General features: G+C 68.7%; 13 protein-coding genes. 5 read left to right on the forward strand and 8 right to left on the reverse strand.

Features of this window, described 5'->3' with window-relative positions; genetic code table 11:
• Positions 1 to 22 precede the first annotated feature (22 nt).
• Entirely contained in the window at positions 23 to 1,948 is a 1,926-nt protein-coding gene (locus tag ACU5AX_RS12615; RefSeq protein ID WP_446691202.1) for a rhamnogalacturonan lyase, read from the forward strand.
• Between the two features lie 60 nt (positions 1,949 to 2,008).
• Here the strand turns inward: ACU5AX_RS12615 and ACU5AX_RS12620 are convergent, their stop codons facing one another.
• The 5 genes from ACU5AX_RS12620 to ACU5AX_RS12640 all read right to left on the reverse strand — a co-directional run bounded on the left by ACU5AX_RS12620 (position 2,009) and on the right by ACU5AX_RS12640 (position 9,626).
• Positions 2,009 to 5,071 (reverse strand): TonB-dependent receptor domain-containing protein, encoded by a 3,063-nt coding sequence (locus ACU5AX_RS12620; RefSeq protein ID WP_198354533.1) that lies wholly within the window; start codon positions 5,069 to 5,071, stop codon positions 2,009 to 2,011.
• 201 nt (positions 5,072 to 5,272) lie between these two features.
• Entirely contained in the window at positions 5,273 to 6,559 is a 1,287-nt protein-coding gene (locus ACU5AX_RS12625) for an oligogalacturonate lyase family protein (RefSeq protein ID WP_446691203.1), read from the reverse strand.
• A 4-nt stretch (positions 6,560 to 6,563) separates the two neighbouring features.
• Entirely contained in the window at positions 6,564 to 7,553 is a 990-nt protein-coding gene (locus tag ACU5AX_RS12630; RefSeq protein ID WP_446691204.1) for an alpha/beta hydrolase, read from the reverse strand.
• Between the two features lies 1 nt (position 7,554).
• Positions 7,555 to 8,838 carry a rhamnogalacturonan acetylesterase gene (locus ACU5AX_RS12635; protein ID WP_446691205.1) on the reverse strand — a complete coding sequence of 428 codons (1,284 nt, stop codon included), beginning with the start codon at positions 8,836 to 8,838 and terminating at the stop codon, positions 7,555 to 7,557.
• Positions 8,829 to 9,626, reverse strand: a complete 798-nt coding sequence (locus ACU5AX_RS12640) for a rhamnogalacturonan acetylesterase (RefSeq protein WP_446691206.1) — start codon at positions 9,624 to 9,626, stop codon at positions 8,829 to 8,831. Before ACU5AX_RS12640 ends, ACU5AX_RS12635 begins: the two co-directional genes overlap by 10 nt.
• A 156-nt stretch (positions 9,627 to 9,782) precedes the next feature.
• Here ACU5AX_RS12640 and ACU5AX_RS12645 point away from each other — a divergent pair, with 156 nt between their 5' ends.
• Genes ACU5AX_RS12645 through ACU5AX_RS12660 form a run of 4 tightly spaced genes read left to right on the forward strand, consistent with a single transcriptional unit; the run spans position 9,783 to position 15,489 of the window.
• Positions 9,783 to 10,460: a DUF6250 domain-containing protein gene (locus ACU5AX_RS12645; RefSeq protein WP_446691207.1), complete on the forward strand. Its 678-nt coding sequence runs from the start codon at positions 9,783 to 9,785 to the stop codon at positions 10,458 to 10,460.
• A gap of 11 nt (positions 10,461 to 10,471) precedes the next feature.
• Positions 10,472 to 13,177, forward strand: coding sequence for an exo-rhamnogalacturonan lyase family protein (locus ACU5AX_RS12650; RefSeq protein ID WP_446691208.1), 2,706 nt, complete (start codon positions 10,472 to 10,474; stop codon positions 13,175 to 13,177).
• Positions 13,174 to 14,214, forward strand: coding sequence for an alpha/beta hydrolase (locus ACU5AX_RS12655; RefSeq protein ID WP_446691209.1), 1,041 nt, complete (start codon positions 13,174 to 13,176; stop codon positions 14,212 to 14,214). Before ACU5AX_RS12650 ends, ACU5AX_RS12655 begins: the two co-directional genes overlap by 4 nt.
• Positions 14,215 to 14,274: 60 nt before the next feature.
• The gene (locus tag ACU5AX_RS12660; RefSeq protein ID WP_446691210.1) at positions 14,275 to 15,489 is read left to right on the forward strand and encodes an NAD(P)/FAD-dependent oxidoreductase; all 1,215 of its coding nucleotides are present in this window, start codon (positions 14,275 to 14,277) and stop codon (positions 15,487 to 15,489) included.
• A 132-nt stretch (positions 15,490 to 15,621) separates the two neighbouring features.
• On the opposite strand, the gene paoC is transcribed toward ACU5AX_RS12660, so the two are convergent.
• The 3 genes from paoC to paoA are packed head-to-tail and all read right to left on the reverse strand — an operon-like array spanning position 15,622 to position 19,435.
• Positions 15,622 to 17,841 carry an aldehyde oxidoreductase molybdenum-binding subunit PaoC gene (gene paoC / locus ACU5AX_RS12665; protein ID WP_446691211.1) on the reverse strand — a complete coding sequence of 740 codons (2,220 nt, stop codon included), beginning with the start codon at positions 17,839 to 17,841 and terminating at the stop codon, positions 15,622 to 15,624.
• Positions 17,838 to 18,809, reverse strand: a complete 972-nt coding sequence (locus ACU5AX_RS12670; RefSeq protein WP_446691212.1) for an FAD binding domain-containing protein — start codon at positions 18,807 to 18,809, stop codon at positions 17,838 to 17,840. Before ACU5AX_RS12670 ends, paoC begins: the two co-directional genes overlap by 4 nt.
• Positions 18,806 to 19,435 carry an aldehyde dehydrogenase iron-sulfur subunit PaoA gene (gene paoA / locus ACU5AX_RS12675; RefSeq protein WP_446691214.1) on the reverse strand — a complete coding sequence of 210 codons (630 nt, stop codon included), beginning with the start codon at positions 19,433 to 19,435 and terminating at the stop codon, positions 18,806 to 18,808. The genes ACU5AX_RS12670 and paoA overlap by 4 nt, the downstream gene beginning before the upstream one ends.
• Between the last annotated feature and the right edge of the window lie 59 nt (positions 19,436 to 19,494).

The raw sequence follows: 19,494 nt of genomic DNA on the forward strand, positions 1-19,494 counted from the left end.
GATGCCCGTAGGAGGAGGAAACATGAAGGCGAATCAGCGGCTTGCCTGGGTAATGGCAAGCACCGGCCTGATCTGGGCGAGCGTCGGCACGGCGCAGACCGTGCCCGCAAGGGTAGCGGAACGGCTGGACCGCGGCGTCGTCGCGACGCCCGCCAAGGACGGCGGCTGGCTGATATCCTGGCGGTTGCTCGCCAGCGATGCCAAGGGCCTCGGCTTCGACGTCTATCGCGACGGCCGCAAGCTCAACCCGGTGCCGGTGACGACGGCGACCGCCTTCGTCGATCCGACCGGCAGTGCCGCTGCGCGCTACACCGTGCGCGCGGCGGGTAGGTCGGCAGCGGACAGCGCGCCGGCGCTGATGGCGCCCAACGGCTATCTGTCGATCCCGCTCGATCCCCCCGCGGGCGGCACGACGCCGGCCGGTGAGGCTTACAGTTATACCGCCAACGACGTCAGCGTCGGCGATCTCGACGGCGACGGCCGCTACGAATTGATCCTGAAGTGGGACCCGACCAACAGCCACGACAACAGCCAGGCCGGCTATACCGGCGACGTCTTCGTCGATGCCTATACGCTGGACGGCAAGCGGCTGTGGCGGATCGACCTAGGGCGCAACATCCGCGCCGGCGCGCATTACACGCAATTCCAGGTGTTCGACTATGACGGCGATGGCCGCGCCGAGATCGCGATGAAGACCGCCGACGGCACGGTGGACGGCACCGGCAAGGCGATCGGCGATGCCAATGCCGACTGGCGCGGCCATGAGGGCGAGGTGCCGCAGCCTGACCGTACCGGTGCGAAGGTGCTGGCGAACGGCACCAAGGTCGCGCCGCTGCAGGGTCGCATCCTGAAGGGGCCGGAATATCTGACGGTGTTCGACGGGCGTACCGGCCGCGCCCTGGCCACCGCACCCTATGACCCGCCGCGCTATCCGGGCGGCAACCCGACGTTCGAGCAACTGCGCGACACCTGGGGCGACGGCTATGCCAACCGGTCGGATCGGTTCCTTGCCGGCACCGCCTATCTCGACGGCCGCCATCCCAGCATGGTCTTCGGTCGCGGCTATTATGAACGCACCGTCGTTGCCGCCTGGGACTATCGTGGCGGCAAGCTGACCAAACGCTGGACATTCGACTCCGCCGCCCCCGGCGTGAAGAATTACGACGGCCGCGGCAACCACCAGCTCAGCATTGCCGATGTCGACGGCGATGGCCGCGACGAAGTGATCTACGGATCGATGGCGATCGACGACAATGGCAAGGGGCTGTGGACCGCGCCGCTCTATCACGGGGATGCGATGCACGTCGCCGATCTCGATCCGACCCGGCCGGGACTGGAGAAATGGGGCGTGCACGAGGAGATCAAGCGCAACGGCGGCATCGGCTCGGCGCTGCTCGACGCGCGCACCGGCGAAGTGCTGTGGACGAAGCCGGCGGAAACCGACACCGGCCGCGGCCTTGCCGCCGACATCGACCCACGGCATGTCGGTGCCGAATTGTGGGGATCGAACAGCCGCGACCTGTTCGACGTCCACGGCCGTGCGATCGGTCCGGCGCCGCGGCAGACCAATTTCGCGCTCTTTTGGGACGGCGACCTGCTGCAGGAGCTGCTCGACGGCACGACGATCAGCAAATGGGACTGGCGGACCGGCACATCAGTGCCGCTGCTCCATCCCGACGGCCTTGCTTCCAACAACGGCACCAAGGCCAATCCCGCGCTACAGGCGGACATCCTGGGCGACTGGCGCGAGGAGGTGGTGTGGCGCACCGCCGACAATCGCGAGCTGCGCATCTACGTCACGCCCTATCCGACCACGCACCGGCTGGTCACGCTGATGCAGGACCCGGTCTATCGCGCCGGCGTCGCATGGCAGAACACCGCCTACAACCAGCCGCCGCACCTCAGCTATTTCCCCGGCAGCATGACGCCGAGCGACCGGGCGGAGTGACATAAAAAAGGGGGCAGCGGATGCTGCCCCCTTCGAGTGTCGTTCGGTCGTTGCGGCCGATCAGAACTTGAAGCTCGCGCCGGCGCTGAAGTTGCGGCCGACGAGACCGGCATAGTGCCAGCTGCTCAGATAGTTCGGGTTGCTGGTATAGGCGCCCGCCGCGAGCGGTGCATGCGCGTTGGTCAGGTTCTGCACGTTGATGAAGAAGCGGAACTGATCGTTGACCTGCACCCCGGCATTCAGATCGACGTAAATGAACGGACGGACGTAGCACTGGCTGGGGCCGGTCTGGGTCGGCGACAGCGAGTTCTTGCACGACAGATCGATGAAACCGGTGCTGTCCGGCGTGATCTCGTCCGCGGCAACCTGCTTGATGCGACCGACATAATAGGTCGTCGCGGTCAGCGAGTAGGGGCCGGCCTCGATCGTGTTCTGCCAGTTGCCGCGGATGCGCGGCGTACCACCACCCGACGACAGCTCGTAAGGTCCCAGCGTACCGGCATACTTCTGCACCACGCGAACGCCGGCGGCGTTCTGCGTGACGAGGTCGAAGCGCAGCACGTCGGTCACGTCGAGGCGGCTGGTGAAGCGTACGCCATCGGCCAGCGGCACGTTGGCCGTCGCCTGGAAGTCGAGGCCCGAGCTGACTTCGTAGTTCGCGTTCACGTAGGGAACGTTGAACACCAGCAGGCGCGGCAGAGCGTTCGGGTTGGACGGATCGGGCGCGTCGATGACGTTGCACGAATAGCCCGCACCCACCGCGGCGAGCGCATTGCAACCCGCGGTCGAGTTGGTCTGGCTGTAGTAAGCGGCGATGGCGTCGGCGCGACGCGGACCGCTGACGATCAGGTTCGACTTCTTGATGTTGTAATAGTCAACCGACAGGCTGAACCACCGCACCGGCTGGAAGATCGTACCGAGCGTGACGCTACGCGACACTTCGGGGTTGACGTTCGGGTTGCCCGTCGCGCCGCTGCCGATGTTGTAGCTGGTGGTATAGGACGCATTGCCCGGGTGCGCGGCGACGAAGCTCGCCGGCGGCGTGAACGACGAGAAGCCAGCGTAGCTGCTGCCCGGGTTGCTTTCCGCAAACGTCGGCGCGCGGAAACCTTCCGCATAGGTGCCGCGGAACGAGATCTGCTGGACCGGCGTGAACTTGACGCCAACCTTCGGCGAGAAGTGATTGTAGCCTTCCGAATAGTGATCGTACCGGCCCGACACGTTGACGTCGAGAGCCTTCACGATCGGTGCGTCGATCTCGAAGAAGCCAGCGGTCACGGTGTGGCGGCCGGTCGCCGACGACGTGTTGAGCGCGTAGAAGTTCAGACCCGCGTTCTGATTGCGGTTGAGCAGCGTCTCGCGACGCACCTGGCCACCGATGGCGAAGTTCAGATCACCGCCGGGGAGCGCGAGCACCGCCTTGGTGATCGAGCCGTCGATCGCCGCCGTCGTCGAATAGGACTTGGTGGTGACGTCGGGCGAAATCTGGTTGCGCACCGCCTGCGTGTTCAGCTGCGGATTGACGAAGTTGTAGGCGCCGGTGTTGATCGCGCGCAGCAGGCCCTGGATGTTGAGCGCGCCGTGCTGCGTGACGCTGAAGTCGTCGCGAGCATAGACGCCGTCCAGGCGGAAGCCGAAGCCGTCGCCGAAGGTGCCGGACACGCCCGTCGTCGCGCGATAGACGTTGACGTAGCGGTCGCTGCCGCCGGGGATGTCGCCGAACAGGTAGAAGATGCGCGCCGCACCCTGGCCCGGGTTGGCAGCATAGGCCGCCGCATAGGGGTTGTTCGGGTTGAGCTGGCGATCCGTCGCCGTGGCGCAGTTCGTACCGGCCGAGCAGATGTAGACCGGCAGGACGATGCCCGGGTTGCTCGACGCGAGCGCGGCCGAACCGCCGAACGGCTGCGTCTGCCGGATATTCGACGGCGCACCCGTGATGCTGACTTCCGAGCGCGAGAAGCTGCCGGTGGCATAGGCTTCGATGTTGTCGGCTAGGCGGACGCTGAGGCGGCCAGTCGCCGAATAGCGCTGCTGACGCGGCTGGATGATGTTGTACTCATCCGCAATGTTGTGCGCGCAGCCGGTGCCCTGCGCCGCGCCCGAAGTCACGGTGAAGGTGCCGTAGGGGCAGCTGTTCGGGTTGAGCAGCTGGTAGTTCGGCGTCAGCGGCGTGCCGATGCCGCCGGCGAGCGGGTTGTTGAGGTCGGACTGTCCGACGCGGACAACCACCGCCTGCGGGTTCGACGTCGTCAGCGAATCGTCGTTGCGATTGCGATCGGTCAGGCCGCTCGGACGCAGGTCCAGCGTGTTGAACGGATAGCCGCGCGAGTTGTTGGTGATGTACCCGTCGTACGTGTATTCGCCGTTCAGGTAGAAGTTGAAGCCCTGCTCCTGATAGTCGCCGTAGCCGGCAGTCATCGTCGCGCGATAGTGCGAACCGTCGCCCTTCTCGGTGGCGCCGCCCTGGGCGGAGGCTTCCAGGCCCTTGAAATGCTTCTTGGTGATCAGGTTGACGACGCCGCCGATCGCGTCCGCGCCGTAGGTCGAGGACGCACCGTCCTTCAGCACTTCGACGCGGTCGACGATGCTGAACGGGATGGAGTTCAGGTCGACATAGGCATTGTGGCCGTCGTCGTTGAGCGGGAAGTTCGCCGAACGCAGACCGTCGATCAGCACGACCGTCGACGACACGCCGAGGCCGCGCAGCGACACCGCGGCACCGCCGGCCGAGAAGCCATTACGGAAACCGGTCGAGATCGAGCCGGCGCTGTCCGCCGAGACCGAACGGATCGCGTCGTTGACGGTAGTGATGTTGGCGCGCTGCAGCGTCTCGGTGGTGAGGACGGTGAGCGGCGACAGCGAGGTCGCGTTGGAATTGCGGAACAGGGTGCCGGTGACGACGATGTCGCCGCCCTGGCTCTGGTTCGACTGCGCCGCCGGCGCGGTCGATTCTTCCTGGCTTTGAATGTCCTGCTGAGCCGGCGTTGCGGGCGTGGTCTGGTCCGTGGTGCTTTGCACCGGAGCCGTCGACTGCGCATAAGCCGGCGCGGCGAATGCGGTCAGCAGCGCGGCGGTCGAGATACCGTGGCGCAGCGTAGACAGCGCCGAACTAACGATCGTCATGAATGCATCCCCTATCGTGCAACCGCATCCGTTTTGGACTGTCGATTGCCAGCGCCCTCAGCGGGCGGATGATGGGGAAATGACGGGTTTGTAACGGAGTGTAAACACACAGAAACGATGCCGAGATAAATCGGTGCGACGTTGTTGCTGCTCCGCCACAGTGTGACTTTGTCGAACTTGAATATACGACAGCAAACGTGACTAACTATTTGTGTTGATCTCCACCGCGTAGATCGCTGGCGCGCCCTGGATGTTGGCGCGGAAGATCAGCCACTTCCCATCCGGGGAAAAGCGCCCGTTGGGTTCCAGCTTGTAATCCTGCCGGCTCATGTCGACGAGCTTGTCGGCCTGGAACGTGCCGGGCTGGATCAGATTCGCGGCGTCGGCGGCGTGGATGCCGGCGACGTCAGGAATCGCGCGCGGGTGGAACAGATAGAGATATTTGCCGTCCGGCGCATGCGCGACCATCTCGTTGTCGCCGCCGTCGCCGGAGAACAGTCGGCCATCTTCGGACACGTTATAGTGCACCGACCATTCGTTACGGTCGAGGTGGTACCAGCGCCGCCGGCCGTCGGCGACGTCATAGCCGGCCAGCCAGAAATCCTCGCCGCGCGGGGTCTGGAGATCGTACCAGATCGTCTTGCCGTCGGGCGACCAGAATTCGTGGCCGGCGATCTCCATGTTCATCGTGCGCGTGTGGATCTTGCGGTTCTGGCTGCCGTCGGTGCGCACCGTCCAGATCCGATCGACCTTGTGCCACGGCCCCTCATGGCAATACATCAGCAGCGTCGGATCGGTCGGCGAGAATTGCAGGTGGTTGAGCCAGTCGGTCGACCGGATCACCGACCGCCGCGCACCGGTCGCGATATCGACGGTGAAGATCTCCATCGGGATGCGCGCTTCCAGCCGGTCGTTCAGCCGCACCTCCTTCGCCTCGGCATAGGGCAGCGGCTTGCCATCGGGGCCGAGCGCCGCATAGGCGGCCTGATCGGTCTTGGCGTCGCGCCCCTTGGTGCCGGGTTGCAGCTCCATCTGGCGGGACGCGATCTGGCCGGCGAGCAGCGTCTCGTCGGCGTTGATCGTGTCGATCTGGCTGCCGCGCGGCACCTCCGCGACGCGGCGCACGGCGCCGGTGTCGATCGCGCAGGCCCAGATCGTCGTCACCTCGCCCCGCGTCTCGGCAAAATAGGCGGTACGCGTCTTATGGCCGGCGAACAGCAGGTGGATGCCGGGGCGGGCCAGGATCGCCCGCGTCTTCCAGGTCTTGAGGTCGAGGACGGAGATGCCGGCCCCGGTCTGGAAGATCATCAGGTCGCCCTGCGGCGTGTAGGCGTTGTAGTTGAAATAGAGCGCGTAATTGCCCGGCGCATCGCTAATCCGGTGGATGCGGTGGCCGGTCTTCGCGTCCGTCCAGTCGGCGGGGCCGGACACCTGTGCCGTAGCAGCGGGTGCGGCGATCAGGGCAAGGGCAAGGGCAATCGAGCGCATTGGGTCAGGCCTTCGGCGAAGCAGCGGGGGGCAGAGCGGCGGGCCAGCCGTGATCGCCGGCCCAGGCGATGAACTGGTCGACCCAGGGGACGGGGCTGCCGTCGCGATACGCCGCGGGCGGGCCATGGCCGCCGCGCTCGTAGACGATCAGGCTGGCAGGGACCTTCGCCGCGTGCAGCGCCTGGTACATCAGGATGCTGTTGGCCATCGGCACGACCGGGTCGTCGCCGTTGCACGCGACATAGGTCGGCGGCATGTCGGCGGGCAGGTCGAATTCGGCGGAATAGCGCCGCTGCCAGGCCGGATCGGCGGCGTGGCTGCCGAGCAGTTCGCGGCGCGACTGGGCGTGGACGCCGGCATCGCCCATCGTGATCACCGGAAAGAACAGGCCGGCGACATCCGGTCGCGCGGACAGGCGATCCGCCGCATCGACGGGCTGATAGACGGGCAAAGCGGCGCGGCTCGCCAGCCGGGCGGCGACATGGCCACCGGCGGAAAAGCCGGTGGCGGCGACGCGCGTCGGGTCGACCGTCCATCGGCTGCCGGCGCCGGTGCGGATCAGCCGCATCGCGCGCTGCGCGTCCTGCAGCGCGACGTCGGGTCCGGCCGCCCAATTGTCGTGCGGCAGGCGGTAGAGCATTTCGAAGGCGGTGATGCCGCGGCTGGCGAAGTCGCGGGCGATGCCGCCGCCGGTCCGGCCGACCGCGACCCGCGCGTAGCCGCCGCCGGGACAGATCAGCACCGCGGCGCCGTTGGGCCGGGCAGGGCGCACCACCGTCAGCATCGGCACGCCGACATGCGGCCAGGCGATGTCGTCTGGGCCGCCCGTCGCGGAGCGCTTGACCCATTGGTCGGTGACGCCGCCGGTGGGCGCACCGGGTGGCGTGCCCGGCCAGAGCGGGAAGCGCTCCACGCTTGCCGGTTCGGCGGCGAGCGCAGGGATCGGCAGCATCGCGGCGAGACCACCGGCCAGGATCGTGCGGCGTGTCGTCATGTCAATTGCCATCCGGTCGGGTGGAATCGTGGGCGCTGCTCGGCGCGAGGCGGAAGCTCTCGGGTGCAGGCGGATGCGCTGGGTCGAAGGGGGCGAGGTCGTCGCGCAGATGCCTGCCCACCGGCTGTCCGGCGAGCCCGCCGGCGACGATCCGCGCCAGCACCCAGGCGCCGTAATTGTCGTGGTGGGTCGCGTCCTTGCCGCCGTCGTTGAAGGCGAGCGGCGCGCGCGCCGGTCCTAGCGCCTCGTAGAAGGTGATGGTCGCGGCGTTGAGGTCGATGACCGGCACCGTCTCCTCCGCACCGACGGCGCGGACGGCGGCGGCGTAATCGACGAGCGTCGGCTTGATCCGATCGCCGGTCCACATCCGCCGTTCGGGCGAGGTGACCAGGATCGGCGTCACGCCGCGGCGACGTAGCTCGGCGATATAGGTGCGCAGATAGTCGCGATAGGTGGTCGCTGCGGCGGCATAGGTCTGCGGCCAGTTCGCCTTCTGGTCGTTGTGGCCGAACTGGATCAGCGCGACGTCGCCGGGCTTGACCGATTCCAGCACCTTGGCGAACCGGAGTTCGGTGATGAACGACTTCAGCGTCTCGCCGGATTCGGCATGGTTGGCGACCGCGATGTCGGGTTTCAGGAAGACCGGGAGCATTTGTCCCCAGCTCGCCGCCGGCTCCGCACCCTGATCGGTGACGGTGGAATCGCCGAGCAGGAAGATGGTCGGCACCGCGACCGGCGCGATCGTCACCGCCTTCGGCAGGTCGCCGAGGAATTCGAGCGTCAGTTTGTCGTCCCAGCTGAAGCTGCCGATCTCGCGCGGCTTCAATCGGACCCGGTCGCCGCCCGGCGCATTGGCGGGGGGCGGGGCGAGGCTGGCGTCGCGGACGTTGACGATGATGTCGCGCGTGACGGTGCGTCCCGCGGGCACGCGCACCGCGTTGAGCATCAGCCTGCGTGACTCCGCCTTCACCGTCGTCTCCGTCGCGGCCTTGCCGCCGAAGGTCAGCGTGACGCGGTAATTGCCCGGCGGGACGGCGACCGAGAAGAGCGTGCCGCCGCCGGGTTCGAAACCATAGCCGTCGGCATACGGGCGGCTGCGCGGCGCGGCGGTGCTCCCCGCGGGCGCGCGGTCGGCGAAGACGAAGCGGTGCGGTGCCGCTGCGACGCGGGAGCTTGCGTCGGCGTGCGATGTCGCGCCCACCTGTCCGCCCGTCGCCCCCGTCTGCGCCGCTGCGGCGAAAGACGGCGTCGCCATCATCGCCGCCGCCAGCATCATCAGCCGCACGTCGGGCCGCCGGCCGGACTGGTGCGGGTCAGCGCCGGGACGTGCGGCGTGACGTAGCGGGCGATCGGCAGGTGCGTCGCCTTCAGCCCGACCGCGACGAGATCGGCGACATGGCGCGCGCCCAATTCGCTGAAATGCGTGTCGTCGGACACGCCATTGGGATAGCCGGGCGCCCCCGCCGCGCCCTCATAATGCAGATAATAGGCCTTGGCGGCCTCGGCGCCGGTCGCCTGCACCCAGGCCTGCGAACTCTTGCCGAGGTCGATCAGCGGCGTGTGCGTCGCCTTGGCGACGCGCCGCGCGGCATCGGCATAGGTCGGGAAGCTTGGCTGTTCGACGCCGTCCTTGAAGTCGCGGCGGGCGACCGGAGTGATGATCACCGCCTTCGCGCCGGCTTTCTTGGCGACGTCGAGGAAGCGGTGCAGGTTCGCCTCATATTGGTCGATCGTCGTATAGCGTTCGGGCTTGTCGATGCTGGCGTCGTTGTGGCCGAACTGGATCAGCAGCGTGTCGCCGGGTCGCAGGTCGGCCGCGATCTTGTCGAGCCGGCCCTCGCGGATGAAGCTGTTAGTGCTGCGGCCGCCGATTGCACGGTTTTCGACCGTGACGTTGCCCGCGACGGCGCAGCGCAGCATCGTGCCCCAGCCGGACTGGGGATATTTGTCGGCCTTGTAGTCCTGGGCGGTCGAGTCGCTGGCGATGAAGATGCGCATCGGCTTGGGCGCCGCCGCCTGCGATCCCGTCACGGCTAGCAGCGTCGCCGCGCCAGCGATCAGCCCGAACCTCATGCCTGTCTCCTCATCCTCTTGTCGCCATCATGCGCCCCCCAGGACGGGCTGACAACTCCCAATAATTGAGATGAGAAACGATATTACGGGATAGGCTTGGCAGCCTGTCCTATCCCGCCTATGCAGTCGATGATGCTCCAACGAGGGCGGGGAGGTATGGCGTTGCGCACGATGGCGACCCTAACGGCTTGGACGGCCTTCGCCGTATCCTCGGCCGCCGGCCTTGCTGCCGACCATCCGAGCGCAAGTCTTGAACGGCACTGGCGGATCGAGGCGGAATCGCCCGACACGCGGATCGCCGAGCGCCGCGGTATTATCGACATCGACACGCCAAAGGGCGTCACCCTCTGGTGGCGCACGCCGCTGCAAGGTCGCGTCACCATCAGTTTTGAGGCCATGGCGGTCGCCGCCGGCGGCCCGAACGACAAGGTCAGCGACCTCAACGCCTTTTGGATGGCGCAGCAGCGCGACGGCGGATCGGTGCTCGACCATCCGCGCTCCGGCGCCTTCGCCGCTTACGACGACATGAAGACCTATTATGTCGGCATCGGCGGTAATCGGAACACAACGACGCGCTTCCGCCGTTACGTCGGCACGCCGGGCGTGCGGCCGCTGCTGCCGCAGCACAATCTGTCCGCGCCCGCGGCGATGCTGGTCCCCAATGTCTGGACGCGCATCCGCCTGATCGCCGACGGCGGCCGGATCGCGGTGGAACGCGACGGCAAGCCGCTGTTCGCGCTCGACGATCCCGAACCCTATAGCCGCGGCCATTTCGGCCTGCGCACCACCTACAGCCACCTGCGCATCCGCCACCTCGTCGTGACGCAGCGCTGAGGAGACCGCCGATGCACCTGAACCGCCGCGACACGATCCGGGCCGGCTTGCTCGGCGGTGCCGCCGCCTTGTGGCCCGAAGCGGTGTTCGCCGCGCCCGCGGCGGCGATCCGGCCGGCGCCGGTGCGCTGGATCGACAGCGCCGCACCCGCGATGCAGCCTGGGCAGACGTTCGGCGTCGCCTGGCCGCGCGGCGCAGTGAAGAAGGGGACACCGCTGAGCGTGCGCGACGCCGCCGGTGGCGCGCTGCCGTCGCAAGGCTGGACGACGGCGACCTGGCCCGACGGGTCGATCAAGTGGACCGCGCACGCGCTGCCTGCGGATGTCACCGCCGAGCGCCTCATCGTCGCGCCGGGCCGCGCCACCGCGCCCGCCACGCCGGTCGGCGTCAGCGAGAGCGCCGATGCGGTGACGATCCGCTGCGGCGCGCTGCGCTGGGAGATCGGCAAAAGCGGTGCGGCGTTGATCCGCCGCGCGCTTCAGGGCGACCGGCAGGTGGTCGGCCCGGTCACCCTGGTCGGCGCGGTGAAGAGCGACCCCGATCATGGCGAGGCGACGCCCTTCACCGGCGCGATCGATCGCGTCACCGTAGAACAGCGCGGCCCGGTGCGCGCGGTGGTCAAGATCGAGGGGATGCACGCCGCCGGCGACCGCCGCTGGCTGCCCTTTACCGTGCGCCTCTATGCTTATGCCGGGTCGCCGGCGCTGCGCATCGTCCACAGCTTTGTCCATGACGGCGATGTCGGCAAGGACTTCATCGCCGCACTCGGCGTGCGCACCAGCGTGCCGATGGCCGGCGCCCTGCACGACCGCCACGTCCGCATCGCCACCGACGGGCCGATGTTCGCCGAAGGCGTGCGCCCGCTCACCGGCTTGCGCCGCGATCCGGGCGAGGCGTTCCGCGCCGCGCAGATCGCCGGCGAGGCGACGCCGCCGCTGAGCGAGATGGCGAAGCCGGTCGCCGCGACGTTGGAGCGGATCGCCGCCTGGGACGGTTTCCGGCTCGAACAGCCCAATGCGCATGGCTTCACCCTCACCAAGCGCACGGCGCCGGGGCAGGGCTGGGTCGATGCGCGTGAGGGTGGCCGCGCGCCCGGCCTCGCCTATGTCGGCGGGCCGCAGGGCGGCGCCGCGATCGGCGTCCGCTATTTCTGGCAGCGGCACCCGACCGCGCTGCATATCGACGGCGCGACCGGCGATGCCGCCCAACTGACCGCCTGGCTGTGGTCGCCCGAGGCGCCGGCGATGGACCTCCGGCCCTATCACGGCACGATGGGGATGGAGAGCTACGACGCGCAGAACCAGGGCCTGTCCGTCACCTACGAGGACTACGAGCCGGGCTGGGACGATGCGTCGGGGATTGCACGCACCAGCGAGCTGATGCTCTGGGCGCTGCCCGCCACGCCCGAAACGCCGGTGCTGCAGCAGATGGCGGCGATGCAGGCGCAGCCGCCGCAGCTGATGGCGGACCCGGCGCATCTCCACGCCGCCGGCGTCTTCGCCGATTACGGCCTGCCTGACCGATCGACGCCGAACCGCACTGCGATCGAGAACCAGCTCGTCAATCTGATCGACTTCTACATCGGCGAGGTTGATCGGCGGAACTGGTACGGTTTCTGGAACCACGGCGACGTCATGCACACCTATGACTCGGACCGTCACGTCTGGCGCTACGACATCGGCGGCTTCGCCTGGGACAATAGCGAATTGTCGCCCGATCTGTGGCTCTGGTATCAGGCCTTGCGCACCGGCGACGCACGGACCTGGCGCTTCGCCGAGGCGATGACGCGTCACACCGGCGAGGTCGACGTCTACCATCTTGGCCGGTTCAAGGGGATGGGTACGCGCCACGGCGTGCAGCATTGGAGCGACAGTTCGAAACAGCCGCGGGTCAGCAACGCCAGCTACCGCCGCATCTTCTATTATCTAACCGCCGACGAACGCGTCGGCGACCTGCTGCACGAGCTGATCACCTCCGACCAGACGCTGACCCATGTCGAGATCGGGCGGAAGGTGCCGGGCAACAAGCGCCCGGTGTTGCCGCCCGGCACGATCGAGATGACGTTCGGCACGACCTGGTGCCCGCTCGCCGCCGCGTGGCTGACCGAATGGGAGCGGACCGGCGACACGCGCTGGCGCGACCGGATCGTCGCCGGCCTCGACAGCATCGGCCGGCTGCCGCACGGCTGGCTGACCGGCAGCGCACCCTTCGACCTGGCGAGCGGCCGCTTCATCGATCAGAACCGGCCGATCAGCCTGTCGCACCTCAATGCCGTGTTCGGCGCCGTTGAGGTCAGCGCCGAGCTGATCCGCCTGCTCGACGTGCCGCGCTACCGCGCCGCCTGGCTGGAGTATTGCCGCTGGTACAATGCGCCCAAGGACCAGTTCCTGGCCAAGTTCGGCCCGCCCTTCGGCCCGCGCAACCTGCGCGAGGGGCATTCGCGGCTGACCGCTTATGCTGCCGTGCAGGAGAAGGACGCAGGCCTGGCGACGCGCGCGGCGGAGGAGTTCCTGTCCGGCGACGCCGGGCTCGGCACCTGGCCCAGCGATCCGCGGCACATGGTCGACGGGGTGCTGGAATGGCCGATGGTGTCGACCAATGCGTCGGCGCAATGGGGGCTTGCCGCGATCCAGAATCTGGCATTGATTTCGGACGCGCTCGACCGCGGCACGCTCCGGCCGCCGCAGGCGCGGCGTGGCGGGGGAGATGCGGGATGATCGACCGACGTGGGCTGATCGCCGGGGCGCTGGCGGGGGTGCCGATGGCGAAGCTGGCGGCACTGGCCCCCGATCGCTTCGCCCCCAATCGCTTCGCCGCGGTCGATCCGGAGATGGTGGCGGAACTGCGCCGCCGGCCGGAGATGACGGTGACCGCCGCCAATCTCAATGCCTTCCGCCACCGTCGCGGTGTCGCGCCGCTGCGCCCGCCACCGCCGTCGCCGCTGTCGGCCAAGCCGCCCGTGGAACGGATCGTGCCGGGCCTGCCCGGTCAGCCGGCGGTGCGCACCGTGCAATTTGACGGCGCGCCCGGTCGCAAGGGTCGCGGCGCGGTCGTCTGGATCCACGGCGGCGGCTATGTCTCCGGCGGCGCCAGCATCCCCGGTGCGCTGGCCGCCGCCGCGGAGGCGCATGGCTGGCTGATTGTCTCGGTCGACTATCGCCTCGCCCCGGAAGCGCGCCAGCCGCAGTCGCTGGCGGACAATTATGCCGCGCTACGCTGGATCCACGACCATGCCGCGGAACTGGGCGTCGACCGCACGCGGATCGCGATCGGCGGTGGCAGCGCCGGCGGCGGCCATGCCGCGATGCTGGCCCTGGCGGCGCGCGACCGTGGCGAGGTGCGCCTCGCCTATCAGGTGCTGATCTATCCGATGCTCGACGACCGTACCGGCAGCACGCGTGCCGCGCGGCCGGGGACGGGGGAGTTCATCTGGACGCCGGCCGCCAACCGCTTTGGCTGGAGCGCGCTGCTCGGCGTGCCGGCGGGCAGCGCGCGCGTGCCGGCGGACGTCGTACCGGCGCGGCGGACCGACCTTGCCGGTCTGCCACCCGCGTTCATCGGCGTGGGGACGCTCGACCTCTTCCTCGACGAGGATCTGGCCTATGCCGGTGCGCTCACCGCCGCGGGCGTGCCGGTCGATCTGGCCGTGGTACCGGGGGCCTATCATGCCTTCGACGGCGTCGCTCCGTGGGCGCGGGCATCGCAGGCATTCACCGCCCGCTGGATCGACGATCTGACGCGCGCGCTGAGCTGATCCCCCCGCTGAGGGGAGAAGGGCGTTGCCCTGCCGCTCGGTGCCCGCCATGTCACACCGATGCATTACGACATACTCATCGTCGGCGGCGGCCACGGCGGCGCACAGGCGGCGATCGCCCTGCGCCAGGGCGGTTATGCCGGCAGCATCGGTCTCGTCACCGAAGAGCCCGAACTGCCCTATGAGCGTCCGCCGCTGTCCAAGGATTATCTGAGCGGCGCCAAGCCGTTCGAGCGGATGCTGATCCGCCCGCCCGCCTTCTGGGCGGAGCGCGAGGTTGCGATGGTGACTGGCCGACGGGTCGTCGCGGTCGAACCGGTCGCGCGGCAGGTGACCACGCAGGACGGCGCGACGATCGGCTATGGCGAACTGATCTGGGCGGCGGGCGGCCATGCCCGGCGGCTGGGCTGCGGCGGCCACGATCTGGCCGGCGTCCATACGATGCGCAGCCGCGCCGATGCCGACAGGCTGATGGCGGAGCTGCCGCAGGTCGGCCATGCAGTGGTGATCGGCGGCGGCTATATCGGGCTGGAGGCGGCATCCGCGCTGCGCAAGCGCGGCGTCGCGGTGACGCTGATCGAAGCGGCGGATCGCGTGCTGGCGCGCGTGGCGGGCGAGGCGCTGTCCCGCTTCTATGAGGCGGAGCATCGTGCGCAGGGTGTCGACCTGCGCCTGAACACCGCCGTCGATTGCCTGCTCGGGGACACGCGCGTCGAGGGCGTGCGGCTCGGCGACGGCAGCGTTATCGCCTGCGATCTCGTCGTCGTCGGGATCGGCATCGTGCCGGCGGTGGCGCCGTTGCTCGCCGCGGGGGCGGCCGGCGGCGATGGCGTCGACGTCGATGCGCAGGGGCGGACGACGCTGCCGCACGTCTTTGCGATCGGCGATTGCGCGCGGCATGCGAACCGCTTCGCCGGCGGCGCCGCGATCCGGCTGGAATCGGTGCAGAACGCCAACGATCAGGGGACGGTCGCGGCGAAGACGATCCTGGGGCAGGATGTCGCCTATGACGCCGTGCCGTGGTTCTGGTCGGACCAATACGACCTGAAGCTGCAGACCGTAGGGCTGTCGACCGGCCACGATCTGGCGGTGGTGCGCGGCGATCCGGCGGACCGGTCGTTCTCGGTGGTCTATTTCCGCGACGGGCGCGTGGTGGCGCTCGACTGCGTCAACCGGGTCAAGGATTATGTCCAGGGCCGCAAGCTGGTCGAGGCGGGCGCCATGCCCGACCCGGCGCGGGTCGCGGATGCCGGGGTGGCGCTCAAGGAGCTATAACGAGCGTCACCCACTCACCCTCACCCTTCCGGCGCTTCGCGCCTCCCTCCCTCTCCCGGCGGGAGAGGGAAGGGGCCCGCCCGGCCCAGCCGGGTGGGAAGGGTGAGGATGGGGTGAGGGCGGCCCGCGGCCTCACGCCACCGCGGGCAGTTTCTCCAGATGCTTGTCGAGCGTGATCGGATAGTCACGCACGCGCACGCCGGTCGCGTTGTAGATCGCATTGGCGATCGCCGCGCCGACCCCGCACAGCCCGAGCTCGCCGACGCCCTTCGCCTTCATCGGCGACGTCATCGGATCGACCTCGTCGAGGAATATTACCTCCTGATGCGGGATGTCGGCATGGACCGGCACCTCATAGCCGGCGAGGTCGTGGTTGACGAAGAAGCCGAAGCGCGTGTCGACCGCCAGTTCCTCCATCAGCGCCGCGCCGACGCCCATCGTCATCGCGCCGATCACCTGGCTGCGCGCCGACTTGGGGTTGAGGATGCGGCCCGCGGCGCAGACCGCGAGCATCCGCCGCACCCGCACCTCGCCGGTATAGGCATCGACACCGACCTCGACGAAATGGCCGGCGAAGGTCGATTGCTGCGCCTGCTTGGCGAGGTCGCCATAGTCGATCGTGTCCTCGGCGGAGAGGCCAGCGTCGCCCGCCGCCTCCGCCAGGCTGACGCTGCGGTTGCCGGCGCGCACCTTGCCGTCCTCGAAGGTGACGTCGGCGGAGTTGAAGCCGAGCTTCTGCGCCACCGTGTCACGCAGCTTCATGCAGGCGGCGTAGACGCCCGCGGTGGAGCTGTTGCCGCCCCATTGCCCGCCCGAGCCGGACGAGACCGGGAAGGACGAATCGCCGAGCAGCACGACGACCTTGTCGAGCGGCACGCCCATCATCTCCGCCGCGGTCTGGGCGATCACGGTGTAGCTGCCGGTGCCGATGTCGGTCATGTCGGTGGCGACGGTGACGACGCCCTTGCGGTCGATGCCGACGCGCGCGCCCGACTTCATGTTCATGTTGTTGCGGAATCCCGCCGCCACCCCCATGCCGACGAGCCAGCGGCCGTCGCGGGTCTGGGCCGGCTTGGCGCTGCGCCGCGACCAGCCGAACCGGTCGGCGCCCTGGCGCAGGCATTCGACCAGATGCCGCTGCGAGAACGGGCGCTCGGGCTTCGCCGGATCGACCTGCGTGTCGTTGATGATGCGGAATTCGACCGGGTCCATGCCCAGCTTCTCCGCCATCTCGTCCATCGCGATCTCCAGCGCCATCAGCCCCGGCGCCTCGCCCGGCGCGCGCATCGCATTGCCCTCCGGCAGGTCGAGCACCGCGAGACGCATCGCCGTCATCCGGTTGGCGCCGGCGTAGAGCAATTTGGTCTGCGACACCGCCGTCTCCGGCCCGCCGCCGGGCAGGTCGCCCGACGCGCTCTCGTGCGCGATCGCAGTGATGCGACCGTCCTTGCCGCAGCCGATGCGGATGCGCTGGATCGTCGCCGGGCGATGCGTCGTGTTGTTGGCGATCAGCGGCCGCTGCAGCGCGACCTTGACCGGCCGCCCCGCCGCCTTCGCACCGAGCGCGGCCATGATCGCGTCGGAGCGGACGAACAATTTGCCGCCGAAGCCGCCGCCGACATAGGGCGAGATCAGCCGCACCTTCTCCTTGGGGATGCCGAGCGTCGTCGCGACGTCACCCTTGCCCCAGTTGATCATCTGGTTTGAGGTCCACAGCGTCAACTCGTCGCCGTTCCATGCCGCGATCGAGGCATGCGGCTCCATCATCGCGTGGCTCTGGTCGGGCGTCGTGTAGCGCGCGTCGAGCGTCACCGGCGCGGCGGCGAACGCCTTGTCGAAGTCGCCGACCCGCTGCACCGGCGGCGCCTTTGATCCTTCGCCGCTGTCGTCGCCCTTTAGCGGCGCATGGTCGAGCTCGCCGGCGAGATCGAAGCGGCCCTTGCCGCGTGCATAGTCGACGCGGATCAGCGCGGCGGCGGCGCGCGCCTGTTCGAATGTCTCCGCGACCACCACCGCGATCGCCTGATGATAATGGTCGACCGCGGGGCCGCCGAGCAGCTTGGCGGTGTTCATCTTGCCCTTGCCGAGCGGGCCGGCATTGTCGGCGGTGACGATCGCGATCACGCCGGGCGCGGCCTTGGCGGCGGCAAGGTCCATGCTTGCGATCCGCCCCTTGGCGATCGCCGAACCGAGCACATAGCCATAGGCCGCGTTCGGTGCCGCGCGGTGCTGCTCATAGGCATAGGGCGCGGTGCCGGTGGTCTTGTACTTGCCGTCGATGCGATCGGTCGGCTTGCCGATCACCTTCAGCTGGTCGATCGGATTCTGGTTGGCGGGCGTGTCGAACTTCATGCCCTGGTTCCTCCCTGCATGGCCTTGGCATCGGCCATCGCCGCGGCGAGCGTGCGCTCGACCAGCGGCACCTTGAATGCATTGTCCCGCGTCGGTCGCGCGCCGGCGAGCAGGCGGGATGCGACCGCCCTGGCCCCCTGCGGCATCGCCGCCTCCGCCGCCTCGACGCGCCAGGGCTTGGGCGCGATGCCGCCGATCGCGGCGCGGCCGCTGCCGTTCGGCTGGATCACCGCGGCGACCGAGACCAGGGCATAGGCATAGGAGGCACGGTCGCGCACCTTGCGATAGACGTGCGTGCCGCCGAGCGGGCGGGGCAGGGTGACCGCGGTGATCAGCTCGCCCGGCTTCAGATTGGTGTCGAACTGCGGCGCGTCGCCGGGCAGGCGATGCAGGTCGGCGATCGGGATGGCGCGGGTCGTGCCGTCCGGCATCACCGTTTCGACCTGGGCGTCGAGCACGCGCATCGCCACCGCCATGTCGCCGGGGAAAGTGGCGATACAGGCGTCGCTCGATCCGATGATCGCGAGCTGGCGCGAATAGCCGCCGATCGCGGCGCAGCCCGAGCCCGGCTTGCGCTTGTTGCACGCCTGATTGGTGTCGTAGAAATAGGGGCAGCGCGTCCGCTGCAGCAGATTGCCCGCGGTCGTCGCCTTGTTGCGCAACTGGCCGGAGGCGCCGGCGACGATCGCGCGGGTCAGCACGCCATAGTCGCGCCGTACCCGCTCGTCGCTGGCAAGCGCGGTGTTGGTGACCAGGGCACCGATACGCAGCCCGCCCTGGTCGGTCGGCTCGATGCGATCGAGCTTCAGGTCCTGCACGTCGATCAGATGCGCCGGCGTTTCGATCTCCAGCTTCATCAGGTCGAGCAGATTGGTGCCGCCCGCCAGGAACTTGGTACCGGGCGTCCGTGCCGCCGCGGCGGCGGCTTCGGCGGGCGTCTTGGCGCGCGTATAGGTGAACGGCCTCATGCCTTGCCTCCTGCGACATCGGCCATCGCCTCGGCGATGTTCGAATAGGCGCCGCAGCGGCAGATGTTGCCGCTCATCCGCTCGCGCATCTCCATGTTGCTCGCCTGCGGCCTGGCGGTGAGGTCGGACTGGACATGGCTGGGCACGCCGGCCTTGATCTCGTCGAGCACCGCCACCGCCGAACAGATCTGGCCCGGCGTGCAATAGCCGCACTGATAGCCGTCATGCTTGATGAAGGCCGCCTGCATCGGATGCAGCTTGTCGGGCGTGCCCAGCCCCTCGATCGTGGTGATCCGGTCGCCCTGATGCTGGAGCGCGAGGCTGAGGCAGCTGTTGATCCTCTTGCCCTCGACGATCACCGTGCAGGCGCCGCACTGGCCGTGGTCGCAGCCCTTCTTGGTGCCGGTCAGGTGCAGATGTTCGCGCAGCGCGTCGAGCAATGTCGTGCGGGTGTCGAGATCGAGCGTCTGCTTGCGGCCGTTGACCGTAAAGGTCACCGGCATGCGGCTGGGCGCGGCGGCGGGCAACGGCTGTGCATCGGCGGGCATGGCGGTCAGCGCGGCACAGGTCGCGCCGCCGACGATCACGCCGCGGCGCGAGACCGCGAGTTCGTCCCTTGAGGACATGGCTGATTTTGCTCCCTGTAGCGCCCGCACGGCAGGATGAAGCCCGGGTCGAGGCGGAT

The sequence above is a fragment of the Sphingomonas benefaciens genome (assembly GCF_052907485.1).

Bases quoted from the DNA above. Each gene is read 5' to 3' on its own strand.
- ACU5AX_RS12615 (WP_446691202.1), top strand. From the start codon at position 23: ATGAAGGCGAATCAGCGGCTTGCCTGGGTAATGGCAAGCACCGGCCTG.
- ACU5AX_RS12620 (WP_198354533.1), bottom strand. From the start codon at position 5,071: ATGACGATCGTTAGTTCGGCGCTGTCTACGCTGCGCCACGGTATCTCG.
- ACU5AX_RS12625 (WP_446691203.1), bottom strand. From the start codon at position 6,559: ATGCGCTCGATTGCCCTTGCCCTTGCCCTGATCGCCGCACCCGCTGCT.
- ACU5AX_RS12630 (WP_446691204.1), bottom strand. From the start codon at position 7,553: ATGACGACACGCCGCACGATCCTGGCCGGTGGTCTCGCCGCGATGCTG.
- ACU5AX_RS12640 (WP_446691206.1), bottom strand. From the start codon at position 9,626: ATGAGGTTCGGGCTGATCGCTGGCGCGGCGACGCTGCTAGCCGTGACG.
- ACU5AX_RS12645 (WP_446691207.1), top strand. From the start codon at position 9,783: ATGGCGTTGCGCACGATGGCGACCCTAACGGCTTGGACGGCCTTCGCC.
- ACU5AX_RS12650 (WP_446691208.1), top strand. From the start codon at position 10,472: ATGCACCTGAACCGCCGCGACACGATCCGGGCCGGCTTGCTCGGCGGT.
- ACU5AX_RS12655 (WP_446691209.1), top strand. From the start codon at position 13,174: ATGATCGACCGACGTGGGCTGATCGCCGGGGCGCTGGCGGGGGTGCCG.
- ACU5AX_RS12660 (WP_446691210.1), top strand. From the start codon at position 14,275: ATGCATTACGACATACTCATCGTCGGCGGCGGCCACGGCGGCGCACAG.
- paoC (WP_446691211.1), bottom strand. From the start codon at position 17,841: ATGAAGTTCGACACGCCCGCCAACCAGAATCCGATCGACCAGCTGAAG.
- ACU5AX_RS12670 (WP_446691212.1), bottom strand. From the start codon at position 18,809: ATGAGGCCGTTCACCTATACGCGCGCCAAGACGCCCGCCGAAGCCGCC.
- paoA (WP_446691214.1), bottom strand. From the start codon at position 19,435: ATGTCCTCAAGGGACGAACTCGCGGTCTCGCGCCGCGGCGTGATCGTC.